The 18,939-nt window shown below is 41.8% G+C and carries 18 protein-coding genes; 17 read left to right on the top strand and 1 reads right to left on the bottom strand.

Annotated elements, in window-relative coordinates; translation table 11 throughout:
- Positions 1 to 1,728: an NB-ARC domain-containing protein gene (locus tag QUA50_RS06230; protein ID WP_333261739.1), complete on the bottom strand. Its 1,728-nt coding sequence runs from the start codon at positions 1,726 to 1,728 to the stop codon at positions 1 to 3.
- Positions 1,729 to 1,974: 246 nt separating this feature from the next.
- Here QUA50_RS06230 and QUA50_RS06225 point away from each other — a divergent pair, with 246 nt between their 5' ends.
- The 17 genes from QUA50_RS06225 (at position 1,975) to QUA50_RS06145 (ending at position 18,935) form a co-directional block, all read left to right on the top strand.
- Positions 1,975 to 3,135: a hypothetical protein gene (locus QUA50_RS06225; protein ID WP_333261737.1), complete on the top strand. Its 1,161-nt coding sequence runs from the start codon at positions 1,975 to 1,977 to the stop codon at positions 3,133 to 3,135.
- A 75-nt stretch (positions 3,136 to 3,210) separates the two neighbouring features.
- Positions 3,211 to 3,888, top strand: a complete 678-nt coding sequence (locus QUA50_RS06220) for a hypothetical protein (RefSeq protein ID WP_333261735.1) — start codon at positions 3,211 to 3,213, stop codon at positions 3,886 to 3,888.
- Between the two features lie 187 nt (positions 3,889 to 4,075).
- Positions 4,076 to 4,744 carry a hypothetical protein gene (locus tag QUA50_RS06215; protein WP_333261732.1) on the top strand — a complete coding sequence of 223 codons (669 nt, stop codon included), beginning with the start codon at positions 4,076 to 4,078 and terminating at the stop codon, positions 4,742 to 4,744.
- Positions 4,745 to 4,770: 26 nt separating this feature from the next.
- Complete coding sequence (locus tag QUA50_RS06210) at positions 4,771 to 5,400, top strand: hypothetical protein (RefSeq protein ID WP_333261729.1); 630 nt, start codon at positions 4,771 to 4,773, stop codon at positions 5,398 to 5,400.
- Complete coding sequence (locus QUA50_RS06205; protein WP_333261726.1) at positions 5,397 to 5,978, top strand: hypothetical protein; 582 nt, start codon at positions 5,397 to 5,399, stop codon at positions 5,976 to 5,978. Before QUA50_RS06210 ends, QUA50_RS06205 begins: the two co-directional genes overlap by 4 nt.
- 51 nt (positions 5,979 to 6,029) lie before the next feature.
- The gene (locus tag QUA50_RS06200) at positions 6,030 to 6,587 is read left to right on the top strand and encodes a hypothetical protein (protein WP_333261723.1); all 558 of its coding nucleotides are present in this window, start codon (positions 6,030 to 6,032) and stop codon (positions 6,585 to 6,587) included.
- A 2-nt stretch (positions 6,588 to 6,589) separates the two neighbouring features.
- Positions 6,590 to 7,933 carry a cytochrome c peroxidase gene (locus QUA50_RS06195; RefSeq protein ID WP_333261720.1) on the top strand — a complete coding sequence of 448 codons (1,344 nt, stop codon included), beginning with the start codon at positions 6,590 to 6,592 and terminating at the stop codon, positions 7,931 to 7,933.
- 397 nt (positions 7,934 to 8,330) lie between these two features.
- Positions 8,331 to 9,284 carry a vWA domain-containing protein gene (locus QUA50_RS06190; protein WP_333261718.1) on the top strand — a complete coding sequence of 318 codons (954 nt, stop codon included), beginning with the start codon at positions 8,331 to 8,333 and terminating at the stop codon, positions 9,282 to 9,284.
- Between the two features lie 27 nt (positions 9,285 to 9,311).
- Positions 9,312 to 10,382 carry a vWA domain-containing protein gene (locus tag QUA50_RS06185; protein WP_333261715.1) on the top strand — a complete coding sequence of 357 codons (1,071 nt, stop codon included), beginning with the start codon at positions 9,312 to 9,314 and terminating at the stop codon, positions 10,380 to 10,382.
- A gap of 12 nt (positions 10,383 to 10,394) precedes the next feature.
- Positions 10,395 to 11,054, top strand: a complete 660-nt coding sequence (locus tag QUA50_RS06180; RefSeq protein WP_333261712.1) for an OmpA family protein — start codon at positions 10,395 to 10,397, stop codon at positions 11,052 to 11,054.
- 47 nt (positions 11,055 to 11,101) lie between these two features.
- Positions 11,102 to 11,929: an FHA domain-containing protein gene (locus tag QUA50_RS06175; RefSeq protein ID WP_333261709.1), complete on the top strand. Its 828-nt coding sequence runs from the start codon at positions 11,102 to 11,104 to the stop codon at positions 11,927 to 11,929.
- 80 nt (positions 11,930 to 12,009) lie between these two features.
- A complete protein-coding gene (locus tag QUA50_RS06170) occupies positions 12,010 to 13,476 on the top strand; it encodes a VWA domain-containing protein (RefSeq protein WP_333261706.1) in 1,467 nt (488 codons plus the stop codon).
- 91 nt (positions 13,477 to 13,567) lie between these two features.
- The gene (locus tag QUA50_RS06165) at positions 13,568 to 14,068 is read left to right on the top strand and encodes a CAP domain-containing protein (RefSeq protein ID WP_333261703.1); all 501 of its coding nucleotides are present in this window, start codon (positions 13,568 to 13,570) and stop codon (positions 14,066 to 14,068) included.
- 122 nt (positions 14,069 to 14,190) lie between these two features.
- Positions 14,191 to 14,787: a VWA domain-containing protein gene (locus tag QUA50_RS06160; RefSeq protein ID WP_333261700.1), complete on the top strand. Its 597-nt coding sequence runs from the start codon at positions 14,191 to 14,193 to the stop codon at positions 14,785 to 14,787.
- A gap of 101 nt (positions 14,788 to 14,888) precedes the next feature.
- Complete coding sequence (locus QUA50_RS06155) at positions 14,889 to 15,536, top strand: VWA domain-containing protein (RefSeq protein ID WP_333261699.1); 648 nt, start codon at positions 14,889 to 14,891, stop codon at positions 15,534 to 15,536.
- A gap of 172 nt (positions 15,537 to 15,708) precedes the next feature.
- On the top strand, positions 15,709 to 17,490 hold the full coding sequence (locus QUA50_RS06150) for a PP2C family serine/threonine-protein phosphatase (protein WP_333261696.1): 1,782 nt from the start codon (positions 15,709 to 15,711) through the stop codon (positions 17,488 to 17,490).
- The gene (locus QUA50_RS06145) at positions 17,490 to 18,935 is read left to right on the top strand and encodes a protein kinase domain-containing protein (protein WP_333261693.1); all 1,446 of its coding nucleotides are present in this window, start codon (positions 17,490 to 17,492) and stop codon (positions 18,933 to 18,935) included. Before QUA50_RS06150 ends, QUA50_RS06145 begins: the two co-directional genes overlap by 1 nt.
- Positions 18,936 to 18,939 lie beyond the last annotated feature (4 nt).

Below are 18,939 nucleotides of genomic sequence, written 5' to 3'. Positions count from 1 at the left end.
TTATGTGACAAGTGATTTATGCTGTTTTTTTCGATCGCCTTGTGTGAGATTTTTTTCGTCTACTTGCATAACTGCTAGCAAGTTTTGGAAGTTATCTTGAATGTATCCTCTTTCTAGCAAAGGCTGATTTTTAAGCAGAGAATAAACTTTATTTAACTGATCGTAGCCTTTGCTATTACTTTTAAACAACTTAGTCAGATGATTCTTGACAGTAATGGCGATGGAATTTTGTTCCATAGCAATTTTCTTGGTTGGAACTAGCTGCGGATTTTTCAAGACCAGATGGCTTGTGAGTAGTTTAATTTTGTTTTCATCAAGTTTGGGTTTTTTAAGGATCTCAAAAATTTCAGTGCAAATCTGGCTCGTCAATTGCTCCGTCACGTATTGCATTAAAACTTGATGCAGCATGAACTCAGTTTGACCGCTGCAAGCATTTTTATCAATCAACTCCCGTCGCAAAAGCGAAGATAAGGCTTCTAAAATCTCCGATTTAGATACCGGAAATAAAAGACAGTCGGCTAACTGCTCTAAAGAAACGGGAGAACCTTCGATAGCCAACCAATAGAGAATCGCTTTTTCTAAATCTTCCAATCGTTGAAACTGGTCGTTCAATAAAGCTTTGATTCCTCCAAATACGAAAGTTTGGCGTTTGATAAATTCGGAAACTTGACCGCTAAATAATTCGCGAATAGCGGGAGCGACAATTTTTAATTCTAAGGGATTACCTTGATAAATATTAATGAGTTCTGTCCATTTATCCTCATTTAACAAATTTTGAGCTTGAAAAATATATCGTGCTTCTGTCTCCTGCAATCCTGTCAGTTTTAAAGCTCGAACTGGCGAAGGATCGCCCACCAGCAGCTCGATCGCTTCTGGCATCTCCCGCGTTACTATTACTACGCAGCTTTTATGCTGTTGTTCTGCCATTCTTTGGATTAATTCTCCATACTTCTCAAAGCCTTCTCGATAATGTCCGGCTAGCTTAGTTGGCTCTAAGATTGTTTCAAAACCGTCCAACACGATCAGACATTTGGAAGAGTGCAAATTTGCTATTAGTTGCGAGATTCTTTCATCCACATCAACTGGTAAGTTAATTTGGGGCGATCGCTTGAAACATTGCATCAGGTCAGTTAACAAATGGGCGAGTGTTGGTGCTTGACGGAGCGATCGCCAAATCACGCACTCAAATTCCCCCTGAAGTTGTTGGGCTAGCTTTACCGACAGAGTTGTCTTGCCAATCCCGCCGACTCCACTCAACACTACCAAGCGGCAATGTTCTGTGACAATCCACTTTTTGATATCTTGTAGTTGTTGAGTGCGGCCGCAGAAAATCGGCACATCTGGGGCTTCACCCCAATCCACTCGCGGGCCTTCAAGAGCGATCGGGCTTTCGCCTGAAACGATCGCAGAGTCGGACGCGGGCCCTGATTGAAGCTGTACTTGTGGTGGGGCTGGTAGCGAGGGCGATCGCCACTGTCGCCCCAGGGCAGCCCGCAAGTTAGCTTTGCTGACTTCCTCTCCCAACACCTCTGAGAGCAACTTCCAAAACTTAGGGCCAATATCTCGCATCAGGTAATTCAGCTTATATTGAGAACCCTCGGCCATTTGCTCGTAGGTCATCCCCAGACAGGCCCCGCGCAGAATCGTTACTTCCGGGTCGCTCAGGTGCCTGTCCGTTTTGACAAAAACGGCTGTATCCACGAGTTTTAGGGTTTCTTCAATATCCATAGCTTGATTTTTCGTTGCGACGCACTGTCCTGACTGACTTCACCATAACCCTAAGTTAACAAAGCTTGAGATTTATGGAATTTTTGTTAACTTATCCGAAAAGTGTATGCTAAAGTATGTTGAGAGCGTTATAAATGAAGTACGTGTGTATGGGCAGCCAGTTAAGGCAGCCAAGTGCTTTTCAGTTGCCCTGAGACTCCTTGCCTGCGATCGCATTATTAACATTCTCTCAAAGCCTGCGGAAAAATGATGAACGACTTGTTGCGGGAAAGTTTATGCAAAATCATTGAACAAGATCCATCTCTGAACGCCGATGCAGGTCGCTGTCGGGGCACGCTCTCCGATGACCTCCGAGGAAAGTATCCTAAAGAGATTCAACTTATAGTTGAAGCTATTAACTATGGTATTCCCGCTAAACTGCTGGCATTAAAAGGTAAAACCTTAACCCAAGTACAGCTAGACAGTTTTAAACAGGAGTTGCAGGACAAGTTGTATCTAGAAAAAGCCGTGGCTCAATGGATAATAGAATCTTGGGCATTGGCACTAGGAGTAATTTTAAATAAAGAGGCTTCTTCCCAGACATCAGGCACTCCTCTTCCACCTACATCAACTATTCGCAAAAAAACATTATTAGGTATCTTAGGATCGGTTACTGCTTTAACATTAATAGCTGTAATTATCGGCTATGCGGCAGACAGAGACAGAGAAACACCCGATCGTTCTGTACCACAACTAACTTCTACCCCGCCGAGCTCTGTTTCTGTTCCCGAGCCAGTTGGAAAACCTCAACCCACAAAAAAACCTAAACCGATCGAAACTCCCGCGCCGCCAACCTCTATTTCTGTCGCACCTACTACCGTTCCCACACCTGAATCTACAGCAACAAAAGAAACTCCTAAACCGATCGAAACTCCCACCTCCCCAACCCCTATTTCTGTCACCCCTATTCCCGCTCCCACCACTCAACCTACCAAAATCAAAAAGACTCCTGAACCGACAGGAGTTCGTCCCTCAATCAGTTCTCCCGCTGTCTCGCCTATTCCTAGTCCCAGCCCTTCAAGAGTCGTTAAATTACCCCCACCACTTCCTACCTCTGATGAAATTAACCAGGCCATCTCTAAATTACAGGCAATGAACCCTAATGAGGTATTGGAGTTCCCTGTAGAAGAAGACCCCAACTACAGGGTAATAGGATTTAGAGATAAAAGTGGTAAATATTACGGTTTGAGTGCAAAAACTGTGGAGGATTTTCTTCAAGATAGCTTGGAGGGCAACGGCAAATTCTCAGAAGCAGAGCGAATGACTCTTATTGTCCGCAATCAGTCAACTAATCAGCGATTAATTTTGAAGCCGATTTCTAAAAATAGTCCCCTCGGGATATTTGTCAGGTCGCTAAATACGAGTTAAGTTCAATCCTTAACTAACTTTGTCCTTGACCATTGGCAACTATAAAAAACACGAAACAAACTAGGAGAATATCGCGTGAACAAGCTCAAATTGTTTAGAATATTAGGATTGCTGGGGCTGGTAATTACAGCTTTTTCTTTATCAGTTTTCTTAGTTCAACCCTCAGATGCGACAATGGCAAAGTATCAAAAACTTATAGAGCTAGGCATAGTCGATGCTGTTGTAACGCCTCAAGAAATAGCGCTCGACTATTTACAGCAGGAACCAATTGAGCTTAGTGCAAACCCGGAACTTTTGAACGCAATTAAGCAAGCAGAGGAATCTGTGTCTGTCATGCCTGAAAATATAGCTTTAGCAATTGATGGAGGAACAAACTCACCTATTCGGGTTGGACAAATACCAGATGATACTGGTACGCCATCAGAAGCAAGAAATGTTGTATTTGAAGGTATTGTTTCTCAAGATGGACAACCTCGCAATCTTACTCCCGGCAATATTTCTCCTATGTTTAACACCGAGCGTAACAACGGCGGAAACTTAGCTAGGATAGCCTCAGCGGAACAGATTTTGTTAGCAGATGCTAGCGGAACATTTTTACAAGCAAAAAGAATTCCTGTTGTCGATTTAATTGTTCGCAGCAATAATCGGCGGTATGTAGTCCGTAATGTGAATGCAAATGCAGTATGTCGAGATGCTCTAAATGCAGTTTTTAACGGTAAGCTAAGGAGAGCTAGCCAAGTATTTAGAAGCTAACTCTGAATTCGATATCGAGCATTAATCGGAAATCCAGATGAGATTACAGCCAAAATAATGAAGTGGAAAGAGCGAGCATTTTAATCTTAAATTATACATTGCTCCTCTAATGATTCAAAACTCCCCTTCTCTTTGGGAGGATGGGAGTTTTTTATCCAAAAACAAAGCAGTCAAAGGATAATCGATCGTGAGAAATATGAATTTATTCAAAAAAAATTTTATAGTGATAATAGCAGGGCTAGCACTCTCACTATCAGTTTTGTTGGCTCAACCATCAGATGCCACAGGTGCTAAATATCAGACGCTAATCGATCGAGGTTTAGTCAATGGAGTCAGAACCCCTCAAGAGCTAGGTCTAGCCTATTTGCAACAAGAGCCTGTCCAACTTATTGCTGATAATAGTATTCTGAATTCAATATATCAAGCAGAAGAAACAGTAGCAATTTTACCTGAAGATATTCCTCTGCGATTTGATTTAGGCACTAATTACCCAATTCGGACTCGACAATTACAAGATGGGGGCGAACTAACAACTAAAACTGGTTATGACGCCGTGGGATATGTTGATCGCTCTGAAAACGTAAAAAGTTTCAATGCCCCTGTTCTGAGGGCCATGTTTGCGGTTGAAGCTCGCAATGGCGGTAATTTGGCAATGACACCAAAAGCACAGCACATTTTAGTTGCTGATGCTAGCAGGAGATTTTGGCAAGCAAGTAGAATACCTACAATTGATTTAATTGTTCATTCAAAGCAAGCAAACCAACTTTTTGTATTGCGTAATGCGAATGCAAATGCTGTTTGTAGAGACGCAGTTAATTCAGTTCTTAACCGAACTTTGCACCAAAATAGAGTGTAAAACATTAAAAATAAATTAAAGGCAGTATGAAAAAAATTCCAAGAATAGCGTTCTCATTGTTGGTAAGTTTTGGTGTCCTGGCACTAGCGCTGACTGTGTTAACTTCATGCTTTTCTCAGGGGCGATCACAAACTGGACCGAGCGATCCCGATCGAGAAACTGGAGAACAAAATCCCCTTCGACAGCGTAGCGATATTCTCGAAAATTATCACAAGGCAATAGAAGCACTATCTGTTATGCCACAAGATATGTCTGTAGAATTTCCTATAGGAATTAACAGTCCTATTCCGAGCGGGCAAATCTCAGATGATACAGGTAAGCCAGGAGAAATTCGAGACAGTGAAATTTATGCTATTGGCTTTGTGAGTAATGATGGAAAACCACAAAAATTTACACCGACCAATCTAACTGTAATGTTCGAGACAATTAGAAATAACGGTGGCACTTTGCCTCCGATCGATATGACACCTAAAGCACAAGAAAACTTATTGGCAGATGCGAAGGGGAGAAAAAGGATTCCTGTGTTTGATTTGATTGTTCGCAAGACAACCAGCAATCGGAAGTATGTTGTTCGTAACGTCAATGCAAACTCTGTCGATCGAGATGCACTTAATGCAGTTTTAAACGGTACTCTAAGGAGAAGCAACGACAAATGAAGCGAGTAAAAGTGAAGTTTAGTTTGGTTTGGTTGCTGATTGTAGTATTTTGTCTGAGCAACAGTCATTCAGTTTATGCAGAGACTTTGGATCGATTCTCGTCTCCCAATTCCTTCCAAATTAAAGACTTGTCTTCAATTATAAAAATAGGAGCTCCGATCGCATTGGAAGAACTAGGATTAGAAGATTGGAATCAAACTCCCAAATCTACACCAACTCAAAATCAATTACTTAGATTGAGCATCCGGTTGCGAGACATAGCCAGATACCTGGGGCCGACGTGGCCGATTGTTGTTGCAATTCCTGATGCTAAGACTGAAAATAACGGGACTGAATCTGACAGTCATGCAAAACGTAAAATTACTGATTTCAGAACAATTGACGGAAATTGGATAACTCTAACATCCGGTCATGCTTTGAGAATGGTTGCACGGGAATTAGAAATTTTAAAAACCTCTAGCAAGCAACCATCAGTCGATTTTTTAGTGAACGATGAAGTCACTGACAGCTATCGCCCGCTGCTAAATGTACCTTTAGTTCAATACTGCTCGGCAATCTTAAAATTGTTTGAGTTATAAATAATTTGATTATGATTTGGGTCGCTCTTTAGTTGCTAACTAATATTTGTCATGACACAAGAAAGCAGAAGGGATGAGTTTTGGAAGCATATTAGAGGATATGTAATTAGCCTAGTTCTGACATTGGTTCTAGGTTCTTTATTTTCCTGTTCAATTTATAGATTTTTGCTCGGCTCGGAATTGAGGTTTGCTAAAGGTTTAGCAGAAGCAATTAAAAATGTATTCGGGAACTCTGGTATCTGCTATGTGGAAGATCCTCAAAGCTGCGAAAGTTTCAAAGCTCCGAAGCCAAGTCGCGAAAAAGTTTTCAGCGCCATTTCTCAGTTGAGAAAGTTAGAAAAACGCCAAACTCTCTCGATCGAGTTACAAAATTGTCCTTATAGAGCGATCGGAACTTTTGAAAATTCCAATCGTTACTATGCCCTCTCGGTGGAAAAAACCATAGGAATTTTGAATGAGTATCAAAAAGGTAATTCAAACTTGACAGTCCGACTGATTGTTAAAAACAGTACATCCAATCAAAGACTGATTCTTAAGCCTTTATCCATCAATGAAATCGTTCCCGAATTAGTTAACTCTATTGAGCGAGAATACTACACAACGGATTAATCATGAAACTCACAAAATACGTGCAAAAAATTTTATTAATGACAGCGATCGCTTTTTTATTTACCTTCGGCAGAAGTGGTTTTGCCTTGGCTCAAAACCAATTAGTAGATGATGCCATCCCTTACCTCAGCGATCGGCTAAAACAACAGGTAAAATTGGCAGCACCCTACGGTCAGGGGCTAGAGTATTTTACCTTACCTGAGTCATCTAATTTAGATAAGATTCCAGCCGACCCGCAAAATCCGCTAACACCTGAAAAAGTGCGGCTAGGGCAACTGTTATTCCATGAAACTGCATTAACGATTAATCCTATAAATCCCCAACACTGGCAACAAGGAAGTTGTGCTTCCTGCCATTTTGCACAAGCAGGATTTCGCTCAAACTTAGCACAGGGACTAGGAGTAGGAGGTTTAGGAGCGAATAAATCTAGACATAGAGATCCTGAGACACCTCCAACAGAAATTGACAAGCTCGATATTCTAGTGCCTTCTGTACTTAATAGCGCCTATCTAGAAGCAGTACCTTGGAATGGCAGAGCTGGTGTAACAGGTCTCAATGCAAAAGAACCTATAATTCAAGAATTTGATATTAATCGATTTCAGGTTCAAGGTTTAGAAGCTCAAGCGATCGAAGGATTAAATGTTCACCGGATGGGAACAGCCGCGATCGCCATTATACCAGAATACCAAGAATTATTTGCTCAGGCGTTTCCCGATCGCCCTTATGTTGGCGCTGAGGTAGAAGATATCAAGAGGGCAGGTCTAGCGATCGCTGCATACAATCGCACCCTACTCGCCGATCAAGCTCCTTTTCAGAAGTGGTTGAAAGGCGATGAAAATGCTATGTCAGCCAAAGAAATCAGAGGAGGAGTTGTGTTTTTTAGTTCCTCTTGTGTTAAGTGCCATACAGGACCCAACTTAGCCAAGGCTGAATTTCATGCAGTGGGATTTGCCGATCATCCTAACGATTTAAGCGGGTTGAATTTAGGCAGAGGAAGCGCAACCAGACGAGCTAAGGATGACTTTAAGTTTAAAGTTCCCCAACTTTATAACCTAGCAGATAGCTCTCCCTACGGGCATGGAGCCTCCTTTAATACTTTACAAGAGGTGGTTGAGTATTTTAATCGGGGAGAACCCCAGAATTTTGCTGCAAAATATTCAGGAAATGTCAGTAGAACGTTTCGACCACTAAACCTAACAGAACAGCAGATCGATGACCTTACAGCTTTTCTGGAAACAGGACTGCGCGACCCTAACTTGACCCGTTATACACCAGAGCGTTTACCTAGCGGGCTCTGCTTCCCTAACAACGATCTCTTGTCTCGAAAACAACTAAACTGTGATTAAACTTGCTTAAGTCTCACAGAACCAGTACCACCTTGACACGACTATGGTCAATATCTGGCATCAGGTAATTCATAATTTATGTAAACAATTCCTAAAAGTAGGTTATTCTAAAGTATGTTAAGTGAGACGACAAAGTTAAGTCTGGCGTTTAGAGTCCCACGTCTAGCAACTCACGATCGCCCTTATTTTTTTTAGTCCTGTCGATCCTAGTAGCCATAGTCTCTGTGCTTATGAGGCTGCGATCGAGCCGATTTATCCAGAAAGCGATCGCAAAAATCGCGTTCGCATTCGCAAACAACCTATTTAATCAAGCTCTTCTAATTAAAAATTCAATACCGACCTCACATTGAAATTCTCAAACTAGACCCCCTTTCAACTCAGCAGGAAAGTTTCTGATATGCAGCTAACAAATGTAGTTGAACCATTCGGTGAAGTCAATGTCTACAAACAAAACAACGGTGAAATTAAAATAGTTACTACCATTCTCACAGTACCTGATATTGAAGGAGCCAGAATGGGTCTAGCACTTGACGGTTCTGCATCAATGAAAAAGATGTACGGAATTAGCGGTGTTGTCGGTGGAGTTTTTGGCAATGCAGCGGGCGCTCCTAACGTTGTCGAACCCGTTACCAGAACGATGGTTAATTATTTAGCTAATTTTTCTTCTAATGGCAAAGTCGATCTAATTTATTGGGCTTGCAGTCCCGATGGATCGCAAGTAGAAGCAGTAGGAGAATTTAGCGATCGCGATATCCAAAATGTAGCAATTATTGGACCCAAAAAACTTGCTTGGGGGAGAGGTACTAAATTACTGCCCCCCTTAAAATACTTCCTTGACAAGTTCAAAGGAGCCGAGGCGCTGGGAGTCAAAAAGCCTGCCGCTATTTGCGTGTTTGTCACGGACGGAATTATCGAAGATTTAGCAGACCTCAAACAATATTGCTTTCAGTATGCTCAAGAAATCACCCAGAAACAAAAACCTTTTATGAAGCTGATCCTAATCGGCATCGGAGACGAAGTAGACGAAGGGCAGATGGAAGAGCTTGACAATATGTTTGAAGATAGTGGCATCAAGGATAGCTTTGGGCAAGATATCGATCTTTGGGATCACCAGTTAGCCAGCGATATGAATAAACTGGAACAGGTATTTAAAGAACTTGTCTCAGAAGACATGATTGTGATTGGGTCAGGTCGCATCTTAAATCAATCTGGAAAAGTTTGTAAAGAATATGCCGATGGAGTCCCTGCTTTACTCCGATTTACTCTGCCAAATAGCTCAACTTCATTTACTTTAGAGTTTCCCGGTGGAAGTGTAACTCAAGATATTTCTGAGGCAGTATCAAAACACTAATTATTTAGATAGCAATGGGTGATAAACATGACTGCACAAAGCCAAAACTACGGGTCATTAAATAAACCTCGAAACCAGCAATTACCTAGCAGTATAGTTGCCAAAGAATTTGGTGAGGTAAACATTCGGAAGGCGGGTCAAGAACTTCAAATAGTATTTACCATCCTAATGGAACCTCAAGGTGCTGTTGCTGAAGGCTGGAAAACAGGTATCGCCTTAGATGCCAGTGCATCTATGAAAAGCTCTTACGGTCGAAAGTTGGAAGGGAAAGTCCCTCCAGATGTGATGGAAGATTACGAAAAAAAAGGATGGGTTGAATCCCGTGTTGAAGACGGAAACCGCGTCAAATCATTTCAAAAAGCAGCCTATGAAGATGCTATTCAGCAAGGGTATTTCAAACCTAGTCCTAACATTGTTCAACCCCTAGCTCAAAATTTTATGGCTTACTTAGCCGATAATTTAGATGCTGATGGGGGAACAACCGTTATTTATTGGGCCTGCGGTAAAGGAACAGAAATCGAATTTTTAGGAGATTTTACCCAATCCCAATGCCACAGCTTAGATGTGAGTGGTCCGGTCAGTGTTAGTTTGGGGTCAAGCACAATACTCATGCCAGCGGTTAAATACTTTGTCGATCGCTTTGTAAATACCAAGCGAGGTATGTATATTTTCATTACTGACGGTCGCATAGATGATTTAGAGGATGTCAAAAAATATACAGTGCAGCTTGCCAAAGAGATTGCATTTGGGAAGCGGAATTATGTTAAATGCGTTCTCATTGGCATCGGGGAGGAAATTGACGCTCACCAATTAGAAGAGTTAGACGATCTGGATACGGGAACTAATGTCGATATCTGGGATTATAAAATAGCTAGCGAAATGCAAGGATTAGTGCAAATCTTTGCCGAGGTAGTGGATGAAAATCAGATAGTAGCACCGACAGGGATTATTTACGATTCGGATGGAAATGCTGTCAAAAAATATACAGATGGGCTGCCCGCTAAAGTATCTGTTTCTCTCCCTTCTACTTGCCAGTGGTTTGAAGTGGAAGTTTACGGTCAAAAAATTCGTCAAACAGTCATTTTTCCCCAAGGATGAAGAGAGGTAATTATGGACGAGCAGGAAGATATGTATGTGATGGCAGATCCGCCGCCTACTAACAGTACACCGATCGCACAGCCGAATCGCGGTTTTAAATTGATCGGTTTGGCAGTAGCCGGCATTATCATTATTGTTGGAGGTATAGCTACTTATGTTGCGATCGCTAGAAAGCCAATCTCAAATCAAGCAACTGTTCCTAATCCTGCTGCTGTAGTTTCTGCACCCCCAGTATCGCTCTCACAAATTCAGCCTGTTCAAAAGGAGAAAACAAGCTCCACATCAAAGCCTCAATCAGCCCCAAGTAAGACTATAACACCTACTCAAGCTGTGACAGAAAAATTTATCATCTATTTTCTCTATGATGATACCCAAATTACTCCGCAGCAAGCTTCTCAAATCAGTTTATTCGGGTCAAAAATTCAGGGAAAAACAGGGACAATCACAGTCGAAGGACACACAGATGATTTTGGGGAAGAAGATTACAACATCAATCTTTCTCAAAACAGAGCAACAGCGGTAGTTAGAGAGTTAGAAACAATGGGTTTTAACAATCAATATCAAATTATCCTTACAGCTAGGGGGGAAACAATGCCAGTAAAAGACAATAATACGGAAATAGGAAGATCCTTGAATCGACGCGCTGTAATTTCTTTTAGTAGTGACAAGTAATTCCATAAAACCGATTATAAACATTGGGAAGATTAGGATTTAATTAAATGAAAACCTGGAATAAAATTGTTATTTTCATTGTCTGGGGCGGTGCTGGTGCTTTTGTAGGTTCTCTCTTAGGATATCCAATTGGAAATAGTCCGCAGGGAATAATCCGCACTTTTATAGGTGTAGGAGTATGGGATGCGCTGATCGGGATTGGCATTGGCTTGGCTTTAGCACTTTCACAAAACAGGTATCTGAGAAGAATTAACGCCGGATACAAAGATATAGCCAAATCAACATTGCGATGTGCCGGAGCCGGATTTGCTGGAGGGATAGCTCTTGTTGCTTGCAGAATTATTCTGGGTTCATCCAACTTTTCTACCACTATAGCTTGGGGATTTGAGGGATTAATGATGGGATATTTTATTGCTCCTCTCATCCCCAACTTGCCCCTAAAAATAGCCTTAATTGCAGGGGGGACATCGGGGATAATGGGTGCAATTTTAATGATTTTATTGAGTTTGGGTTTAGGCGTACAAGCTATTATTAGTGTAGCGATCGGCGATTCTTTGAAAGGAATGCTTTTAGGAGCTATGCTGGCTTTTGCAGAAACTTTAGTTAAAAAAGCATGGCTAGTAGTCCATTGGGCACCCAAGGAAGAATCAATTATTCTTTTAGGACAACAACCTATTCTCATAGGCAGTTCTTCTGACTGTCAAATATATTTGAAAAAGTCTCTAGGTTTTCCCCCTATTGCGGCAACTATAGCCTTAATACAAGGTCAGATTATATTAGAGGATAAGACATCAGGCAGCCAACGATATTTGGCAGATGGAAATAAAGTTCAGATGGGCAATCTATCTATTGAAGTCCGAGCTAAAAAAACTTGAATATTAAGTTTTAGCATGAAAGAGAGTTGTCTCTACTGAGGAATTTACAACATTCCCAAATCAACAAACGGAGTTCTCAGATGCTTGGTCTATTTAATCGCTTTTGGAATGTCATACCCAAGCCTTTATTATTTGGCTTGTTAGCAGCAATTGGATGCTTAATTGGCGCTATTTTAGGAGAAGTATGGCTCGCCGCTACCCAACCTCCCCCCCCACCGCCGCCACCGTCTAATGCAGTGTCTTTGCTCATCGATACTTCTAGCAGCATGAGCGGTGCAAAATTACAAGAAGTAAAGTCAGCAGCTATGCAGTTTATTCAACGCCGCAATTCTTCTAATTTGTCTAATTTGTCGCAAGACAGCATTGCTATAGTAGGTTTTGGAGATAATGCTTATGTAGCAGCAACACTAACAAACAATCTAACAGAACTCGACCAACCAATTAATCAGTTGACGGCTAAAGGAAGCACAAGGATGGATCTTGGGTTACAGGTTGCTTCCCAACAACTTCCTTCTAGTAGTGCTGGAATGAATCGCAGCATTCTTTTGTTTACTGACGGTCAACCTGACGATCGGAAATTAACCTTAGATGCTGGACAATCAGCGAAAAGCCAAGGTATACGCATTGTAGCCGTAGCTACTAATGATGCTGACATAAATTTGCTCTCCCAAATAGCTGCTAATTCTTCTTTAGTTTTTTCAACCAATATTGGCAATTTTGAACAAGCTTTTCAGAAGGCTGAGGAGGCTATTTACCGCGATGTTCTCACCCCCAATGCTACTCCTATCGATCCGAACAAAAAGCCATCTCAGGAAGACTCATTGCGACGCATTGGGGTATGGACAGCCCTGTTATCCTTGGGGGCTGGATTAGCCCTCATCATCAGTCAAAATATTTACTTGCGGAGCCGCCTTTTGAAATTTATCCGACAAGGATCTATTGGCTTTGTAGGCTGCTTGGCTGTTGGTTTTATAGCAGGATCTGGTGGCCAGTTGCTTTACGCAGTCGCGCCTAATTTATTAGTTTTCAGCCCAGGAGAAACCAGCAGAATCATCGTAGCTTGGACTATTTTAGGTGCATTGTTAGGCTTAGGCTTGGCTTTTTTTGTGCCGAATCTCAACCCCGCTAAAGCACTCTTAGGCGGTAGTTTGGGCGGTATTTTTGGCGCTATTGGTTTTTGGTTGGCAGTGGCAGTATATGGCCCCTATGTAGCTCGACTGCTTGGTGCTGCCATCTTAGGATTTTTTATCGGTTTAATGATTGCCCTGCTTGAGTTGGTGCAAGAAGCATCGCTAGTTGTGCATTGGGGGCCAAAAGAAAAAAGCATTATTGGATTGGGAGTGCAGCCTATTATACTTGGCAGTTCAGACCAAGCGCATATCTACTTGCCTAAAGAGCAGAACTTTCCACCGATCTATGCCACAATCTGTTTGAAACGGGGCAAGATAGAGTTTGAGAATAAACTGAATGGGCAACAACAAATGTTAAAAAATGGCAGCAAGTTGAATATAGGTCATTTGACAATTGAGATCAAATCTAGCAAATGAAAAAAGGTGGGCAAGATTGATAAAATTTAGCACTAAAAAATGAGATGAAATTTAAAGAGATCATAAATGTTTATGTTAGGGAGGCAAAGAAGTGGTAAAATACAATCAAGTCTTGATATCTATATCAGGTTCAGAAAATGAGATTCATCAATTAGTTAATCAAGAGAGGAAAAAGCATGGATTAATAAAATTATGCGGTGACAGTAAATTATCTGATATCGCGAGGGGGCATAGCAAAGATATGGCAAAAAGAAATTTTTTCAGTCACGAAACTCCCGAAGGTAAAAATCCTACAAATAGAGGGGTACAAGTAGGTTATAATTGTCGTAATAATTATGGCAGTTACTACACTGAAGGGTTGGCTGAGAACATCTTTAAAAGCCATCTTTACAAGTCGATCGCCTACTACAATGGCGTGCCTTCCTATGACTGGATGATTCAAAGTGAAATCGCTCAGTCTACAGTTAGCGGGTGGATGTCCAGCCCAGGACACCGGAAGAATATACTCACAGCAACTTATGACAAGGAGGGAATCGGTGTAGCAATATCTTTAGAGCGAAATGAAATTTACGTTACTCAAAATTTCTGTTGAAGCCAAAAGTGCATTTGGCTGACCGCACGGTTAACAGTAGGGTTAATCTGTCGCCTTCCTTGGCACAGTTAAAACCCTTTGAATCATCAACAAATTTGTCCCTTTCTTTCAGGAGAAAAACTATGTCATCCCGTCGTTTACCCGTTTATCTCGTATTGGATACCTCTGGGCGAATGTCGGGCGAGCCAATTCAAATGGTTAACCAAGTAGTCAAAACACTCTTAGGAGAGTTGAAAAGCGATCCTCAAGCAATAGAGACAGCCTACCTTTCAGTAATCACCTTTGGTGATGGCGCTCAACAGGTGTCTCCGCTCACAGAACTTGGTGCATTTCAGCAACCTAACCTTGTAGCAGGTGGAGGCGTTGTTCTAGGTGCCGCACTGAGACTTTTAGCAGAGTGCATCGATCGGGAAGTTCAAAAGCCAACTGCTACATCGAAAGGTGACTGGAAACCATTAATGTTCCTCTTTATCAGTCAGCAGCCTACCGATTGTTGGCAGCAAGCGGCAGCCGAACTTAAGCAAAAAAAGCTAGGTAGTATTATTGCCTGTGCGCTTGGCGACAGTGCAGACGAGTTTATGCTCAAACAGATTACCGAAATCGTTGTCAAACTCAAAACCCTACAACCAGATGACCTAAAAAGATTCTTCGAGTGGGTATCTCAGTCAATTAATAACCACATATCCCAGACTGTAGATATATCCCAAAGTGTGGATTAAGTGAGGACAGAAAACCAATCAATCAATCAATCAATCTGTCACTACCACTATCAATGTTTAAATCATCAACAAATTTGTCCTTTTCTTTCAGGAGAAAAACTATGTCATCCCGTCGTTTACCCGTTTATCTCGTACTAGATACCTCTGGCTCAATGTCGGGCGAGCCAATTCAAATGGTTAACCAAGGAGTCAAAACACTCTTAGCAGAGTTGAAAAGCGATCCTCAAGCAATAGAGACAGCCTACCTCTCAATAATCACCTTTGAAAGCACCCCTAAACAGGTATCTCCGCTCACAGAACTCGGTGCATTTCAAGCACCTAATCTTTCCGCTGGCGGAGGTACCTCCTTGGGAGCCGCACTCAAACTGTTAGCGCAGTGCATTGACAAAGAAGTTCTCAAAGCAAGCGAAACCCAGAAAGGTGATTGGAAGCCTTTAGTATTTTTAATGACTGACGGCCAGCCTACCGATAATTGGCAGCAAGCGGCCGCCGATCTAAAGAATAAAAAACCAGCACCCGCTAACATTATTGCTTGTGCTGCTGGCGAGGGTGCAGACGAGTTCATGCTGAAGCAGGTAACAGAGATTGTTGTCAAACTCAAGAGTCTTCAGCCGGACGATCTGAAGGCATTTTTCAAGTGGGTAACGCAATCAATCAAACAGACATCGCAGAGTGTAGCTCAGGTGATGGCAGACAATCAACCAATTAATCTGCCACCGCCACCTCCTCAGATCACCATTATTCCTTAAGGGATGTCCGCTCAAAAATTAGTGTAGTTTAGCTTAACTATTTCTTTGATTAAATAGCTATAATTCACACTAATTTTTGAGATAAAACTTGATAATTACCTTCCAAATTTGCCAGTTTCTTGTTTAGCCATGTTTAGAAAACTTTGAAGCAACAATATCAATAGGAACAATCATGGAAATTAAAAACAAGTTGGAAGAATTGATTAAAGCTGTTTCTTGGAAGCTTTATGTTGAACATCAATCATTGACTCACTATAAAGAAACATGGGATAGTTTTTCTCATGAAAAAAGCTTTCAACAGCAAATGAAAAAACTCTGCTTGAGATTGGAAGAAATTTTTTCTCAAATGTTGAAATATAGGTTGGGTTTAATTTCAATTGATGACCAAGTTGAACGCAAACAAATTGAACTTCTTGAAACTTTGTGGAAGCGTTTTCTAGAGGTAGGGGGTACTATCGATCCTGCTAAAAAAGAGGATTTTAGTAAATTTATTCGGAGTGTGATAAAGGAGGTTTTATCGTCTGAAATCTCCTCCGATTCAGATCAGGCTGCTCCCACGGGTATGGGAACTCAAGAGAGAAAGGATGAAACTGTGACTGACAATCAGGAACAGCCAGAAGCTAAGCCTACATCAGTTAGGGATGAAGGCAATAAGAATACTGAGCCTGTTAATCAAGAGGTTAGCCAAAGAGATACACCTCCACCTCCCTCTCTGTGGAAGTATCTGCCGGTGTCAGATGAGCTTGAGCGGCATTCTGAATACGATTGTAAATCTAACACATCCCCAGATGGAATGAAGCTAATCGGCGCAAGAGTGCGTGGAAAATCACACAAACACGATGGAACTAACTGTGATGATTGGTTCAAGTTCACTGTGAGCAATAATTGGACAATTATTGCGGTATCTGATGGTGCCGGTTCTAAAAAGTTCTCTCGTGTTGGCGCTAGGGAATCTTGTGAAGCCGCCGTTAAGTATTTAGCTGAACAACTCAAACAATGCAACATAGATGAGCGAACTACAAAAGAGCAGTTATCTGCCGATCTCAATCGAAATGCGAATTGGGCTTTTGTAGGGGAAGATATAGAGTCTGTTCAAAAGACATTACACAACGCAATGCAGGTTGCTTATGAAGCTGTTGAAGAAAAAGCTAACGGCTGCCAAAACGAAATATCATACTTCCAAGTTCTTAATAAGGGGGTAAGCGCTGAAAATGGTAGAAAGCTTGAAGTTAGGGACTTTTCCTGCACATTACTACTTGCAGTACATACCACTGTAAAAGTAGGAGGAACTGAATGTAGTTTGGTGCTAACTTGCCAGATAGGTGATGGTATGTTGGCTGCTATATCTCAAGAAGGCAAACTTAAGTTATTAGGCAAGCCAGATAGCGGAGATTATGGAGGTCAGACAGAGTTTTTGACATCTAAAAATAAGTTAGAAAAGGAAAATCTAGTTCAAAAAACTTTTGTATTCCCTGGTAACTTAAAAGCTTTAATGGTGATGACAGACGGCGTGGCAGACGATTACTTTCCAAACGATCCAGGTATGTTGCAGTTATATGGCGATTTAATTCTCAATCAGGTGATTGAAATTAGAAAACCAGAAGAGAGCGAGATTAATAAACAGTTAGAACAGACAGAACTGCGTGATAGCAATGGTGTCAAAGAAGCTAAACCCAAGTTTCAGATACAGGAAGAAGTAATCACCAAAGATGACATCAAACAAGTACGCATCAGCTATGTTGAGCGTTACGCACAAGAACTGGCTCGCCAAATGTTAAACGTTATAGCTTCTCCTGCCCTGTTGTGGGCTGGCGCTTATCTTGGAGAAGTGATGTACAATGAATCCGATAGTATGAAGCCGGAAGAAAAATTACAACTTTGGCTTGATTCTTATTATCGGAGAGGTTCATTTGACGATCGCACCCTAGTTGTCCTTTATCGGGAGGAAATTTAATGAATACACTGACAGCAACTCTCGCCGATGGTAGCACCCTTGACTATCTCCCGCAAGTAATTGGCGAAGGTGGTATGAAGCAAGTCCACTTTACCGCTGACAAATCATCGGTCATTTGCTTCTACAAAGATCAAAGTGCAGGCTTAGATGCTAATCGACTGGAACGGTTAAAAAAAATTTTGAAGGACTACAATCCCACAATCGGTAAAACTGGCGACTATTTTAAGCAGTTATTCTGCTGGCCGACGGGTATTGTAGTTCAACCTCAATTAGGTATCCTAACACCTACTTATCCGGGTAACTTCTTTTTTGTAACCGGCCCATTTGCAGGTAAGGAGAAGGAAAGTACCTGGTTTGTCAGACCAAAACCCCGTTCTATGTTACCGGAAGCAGAACGCGGTACTTGGATTAATTACTTTCAAATTTGCATTCGTTTAGCCCGTGCAGTTAGGCGGATGCACCAAGCCGGTCTAGCCCATTCCGACTTGTCGAATAAAAATGTCTTGATCGATCCGACATCTGGACAATGTGTTGTTATTGATATCGACTCATTAGTGGTTCCAGGATTGTACCCTCCAGATGTTTTGGGAACCAGGGGATACATCGCACCAGAAGTGCTCGCGACAATTCATTTACCCCTCGACAATCCGCATCGGCAGAATCCCTCTGCCGCCACAGACCAACACGCTTTAGCAGTTCTCATTTATCAGTATTTACTGGGCAGGCATCCCCTTGAAGGGCCTAAAATCCATCGAGCAAAATCTTCTGAAGAACAGGAGCGTCTCGAAATGGGGTCGATGGCTATTTTTGTCGAACATCCTGTTGACTTGTCCAATCGACCTTCAGATTTAAAGATACCATATACGACGCTTGGGCCAGACCTGAGCAATCTATTTCAGAGGACATTTGTTAAAAGCTTGCACTCACCTAATGAGCGCCCCGCAGCAACAGAATGGGAGCGTGCGCTAGTCAAAACTTGGGATTTACTTATCCCATGTCACAACAATTATTGTCCCAGTCATTGGTTTATTTTACATGAGACCAATAATGTACAATGTCCTTTCTGTGGGGCAAAACCCAAGGGTACAATACCGATTTTGAGGCTGCGTTCAGAACGTCGCCCCGGTCAGTGGACCCTAGATAAGCAATTGGTTGTTTACAACAATTTATCCTTGTATAAATGGCACGCCTTTGATAACGTATTTCCAGGTGAAGAAGCTGATAAAACTCCTCAAGCTTATTTCGTATTGTTTAATGGACAATGGCTGCTGATCAACCAAAATCTCAGGTCGCTAACTTCTCCAGGCGGTAATAAAGTTGCACCGAGTTCTCAGCCAGGACAGCCCGGGCAAGCTATTGAGTTAAAAGATGGAGTTACATTCAAACTTTCTCAAGAGCCTCACGGGAGGATGGTCGAGGTACAGATGATTAACTTATCTGGCTGAATTG

The sequence above is a fragment of the Microcoleus sp. M2_D5 genome, assembly GCF_036701935.1.
Taxonomy (GTDB): domain Bacteria; phylum Cyanobacteriota; class Cyanobacteriia; order Cyanobacteriales; family Microcoleaceae; genus Microcoleus.
This window is presented reverse-complemented; position numbering and strand designations above follow the sequence as displayed.

Bases quoted from the DNA above. Each gene is read 5' to 3' on its own strand.
- QUA50_RS06205 (WP_333261726.1), top strand. From the start codon at position 5,397: ATGAAGCGAGTAAAAGTGAAGTTTAGTTTGGTTTGGTTGCTGATTGTA.
- QUA50_RS06145 (WP_333261693.1), top strand. From the start codon at position 17,490: ATGAATACACTGACAGCAACTCTCGCCGATGGTAGCACCCTTGACTAT.
- QUA50_RS06210 (WP_333261729.1), top strand. From the start codon at position 4,771: ATGAAAAAAATTCCAAGAATAGCGTTCTCATTGTTGGTAAGTTTTGGT.
- QUA50_RS06160 (WP_333261700.1), top strand. From the start codon at position 14,191: ATGTCATCCCGTCGTTTACCCGTTTATCTCGTATTGGATACCTCTGGG.
- QUA50_RS06230 (WP_333261739.1), bottom strand. From the start codon at position 1,728: ATGGATATTGAAGAAACCCTAAAACTCGTGGATACAGCCGTTTTTGTC.
- QUA50_RS06155 (WP_333261699.1), top strand. From the start codon at position 14,889: ATGTCATCCCGTCGTTTACCCGTTTATCTCGTACTAGATACCTCTGGC.
- QUA50_RS06175 (WP_333261709.1), top strand. From the start codon at position 11,102: ATGAAAACCTGGAATAAAATTGTTATTTTCATTGTCTGGGGCGGTGCT.
- QUA50_RS06195 (WP_333261720.1), top strand. From the start codon at position 6,590: ATGAAACTCACAAAATACGTGCAAAAAATTTTATTAATGACAGCGATC.
- QUA50_RS06200 (WP_333261723.1), top strand. From the start codon at position 6,030: ATGACACAAGAAAGCAGAAGGGATGAGTTTTGGAAGCATATTAGAGGA.
- QUA50_RS06180 (WP_333261712.1), top strand. From the start codon at position 10,395: ATGGACGAGCAGGAAGATATGTATGTGATGGCAGATCCGCCGCCTACT.
- QUA50_RS06185 (WP_333261715.1), top strand. From the start codon at position 9,312: ATGACTGCACAAAGCCAAAACTACGGGTCATTAAATAAACCTCGAAAC.
- QUA50_RS06170 (WP_333261706.1), top strand. From the start codon at position 12,010: ATGCTTGGTCTATTTAATCGCTTTTGGAATGTCATACCCAAGCCTTTA.
- QUA50_RS06150 (WP_333261696.1), top strand. From the start codon at position 15,709: ATGGAAATTAAAAACAAGTTGGAAGAATTGATTAAAGCTGTTTCTTGG.
- QUA50_RS06225 (WP_333261737.1), top strand. From the start codon at position 1,975: ATGATGAACGACTTGTTGCGGGAAAGTTTATGCAAAATCATTGAACAA.
- QUA50_RS06190 (WP_333261718.1), top strand. From the start codon at position 8,331: ATGCAGCTAACAAATGTAGTTGAACCATTCGGTGAAGTCAATGTCTAC.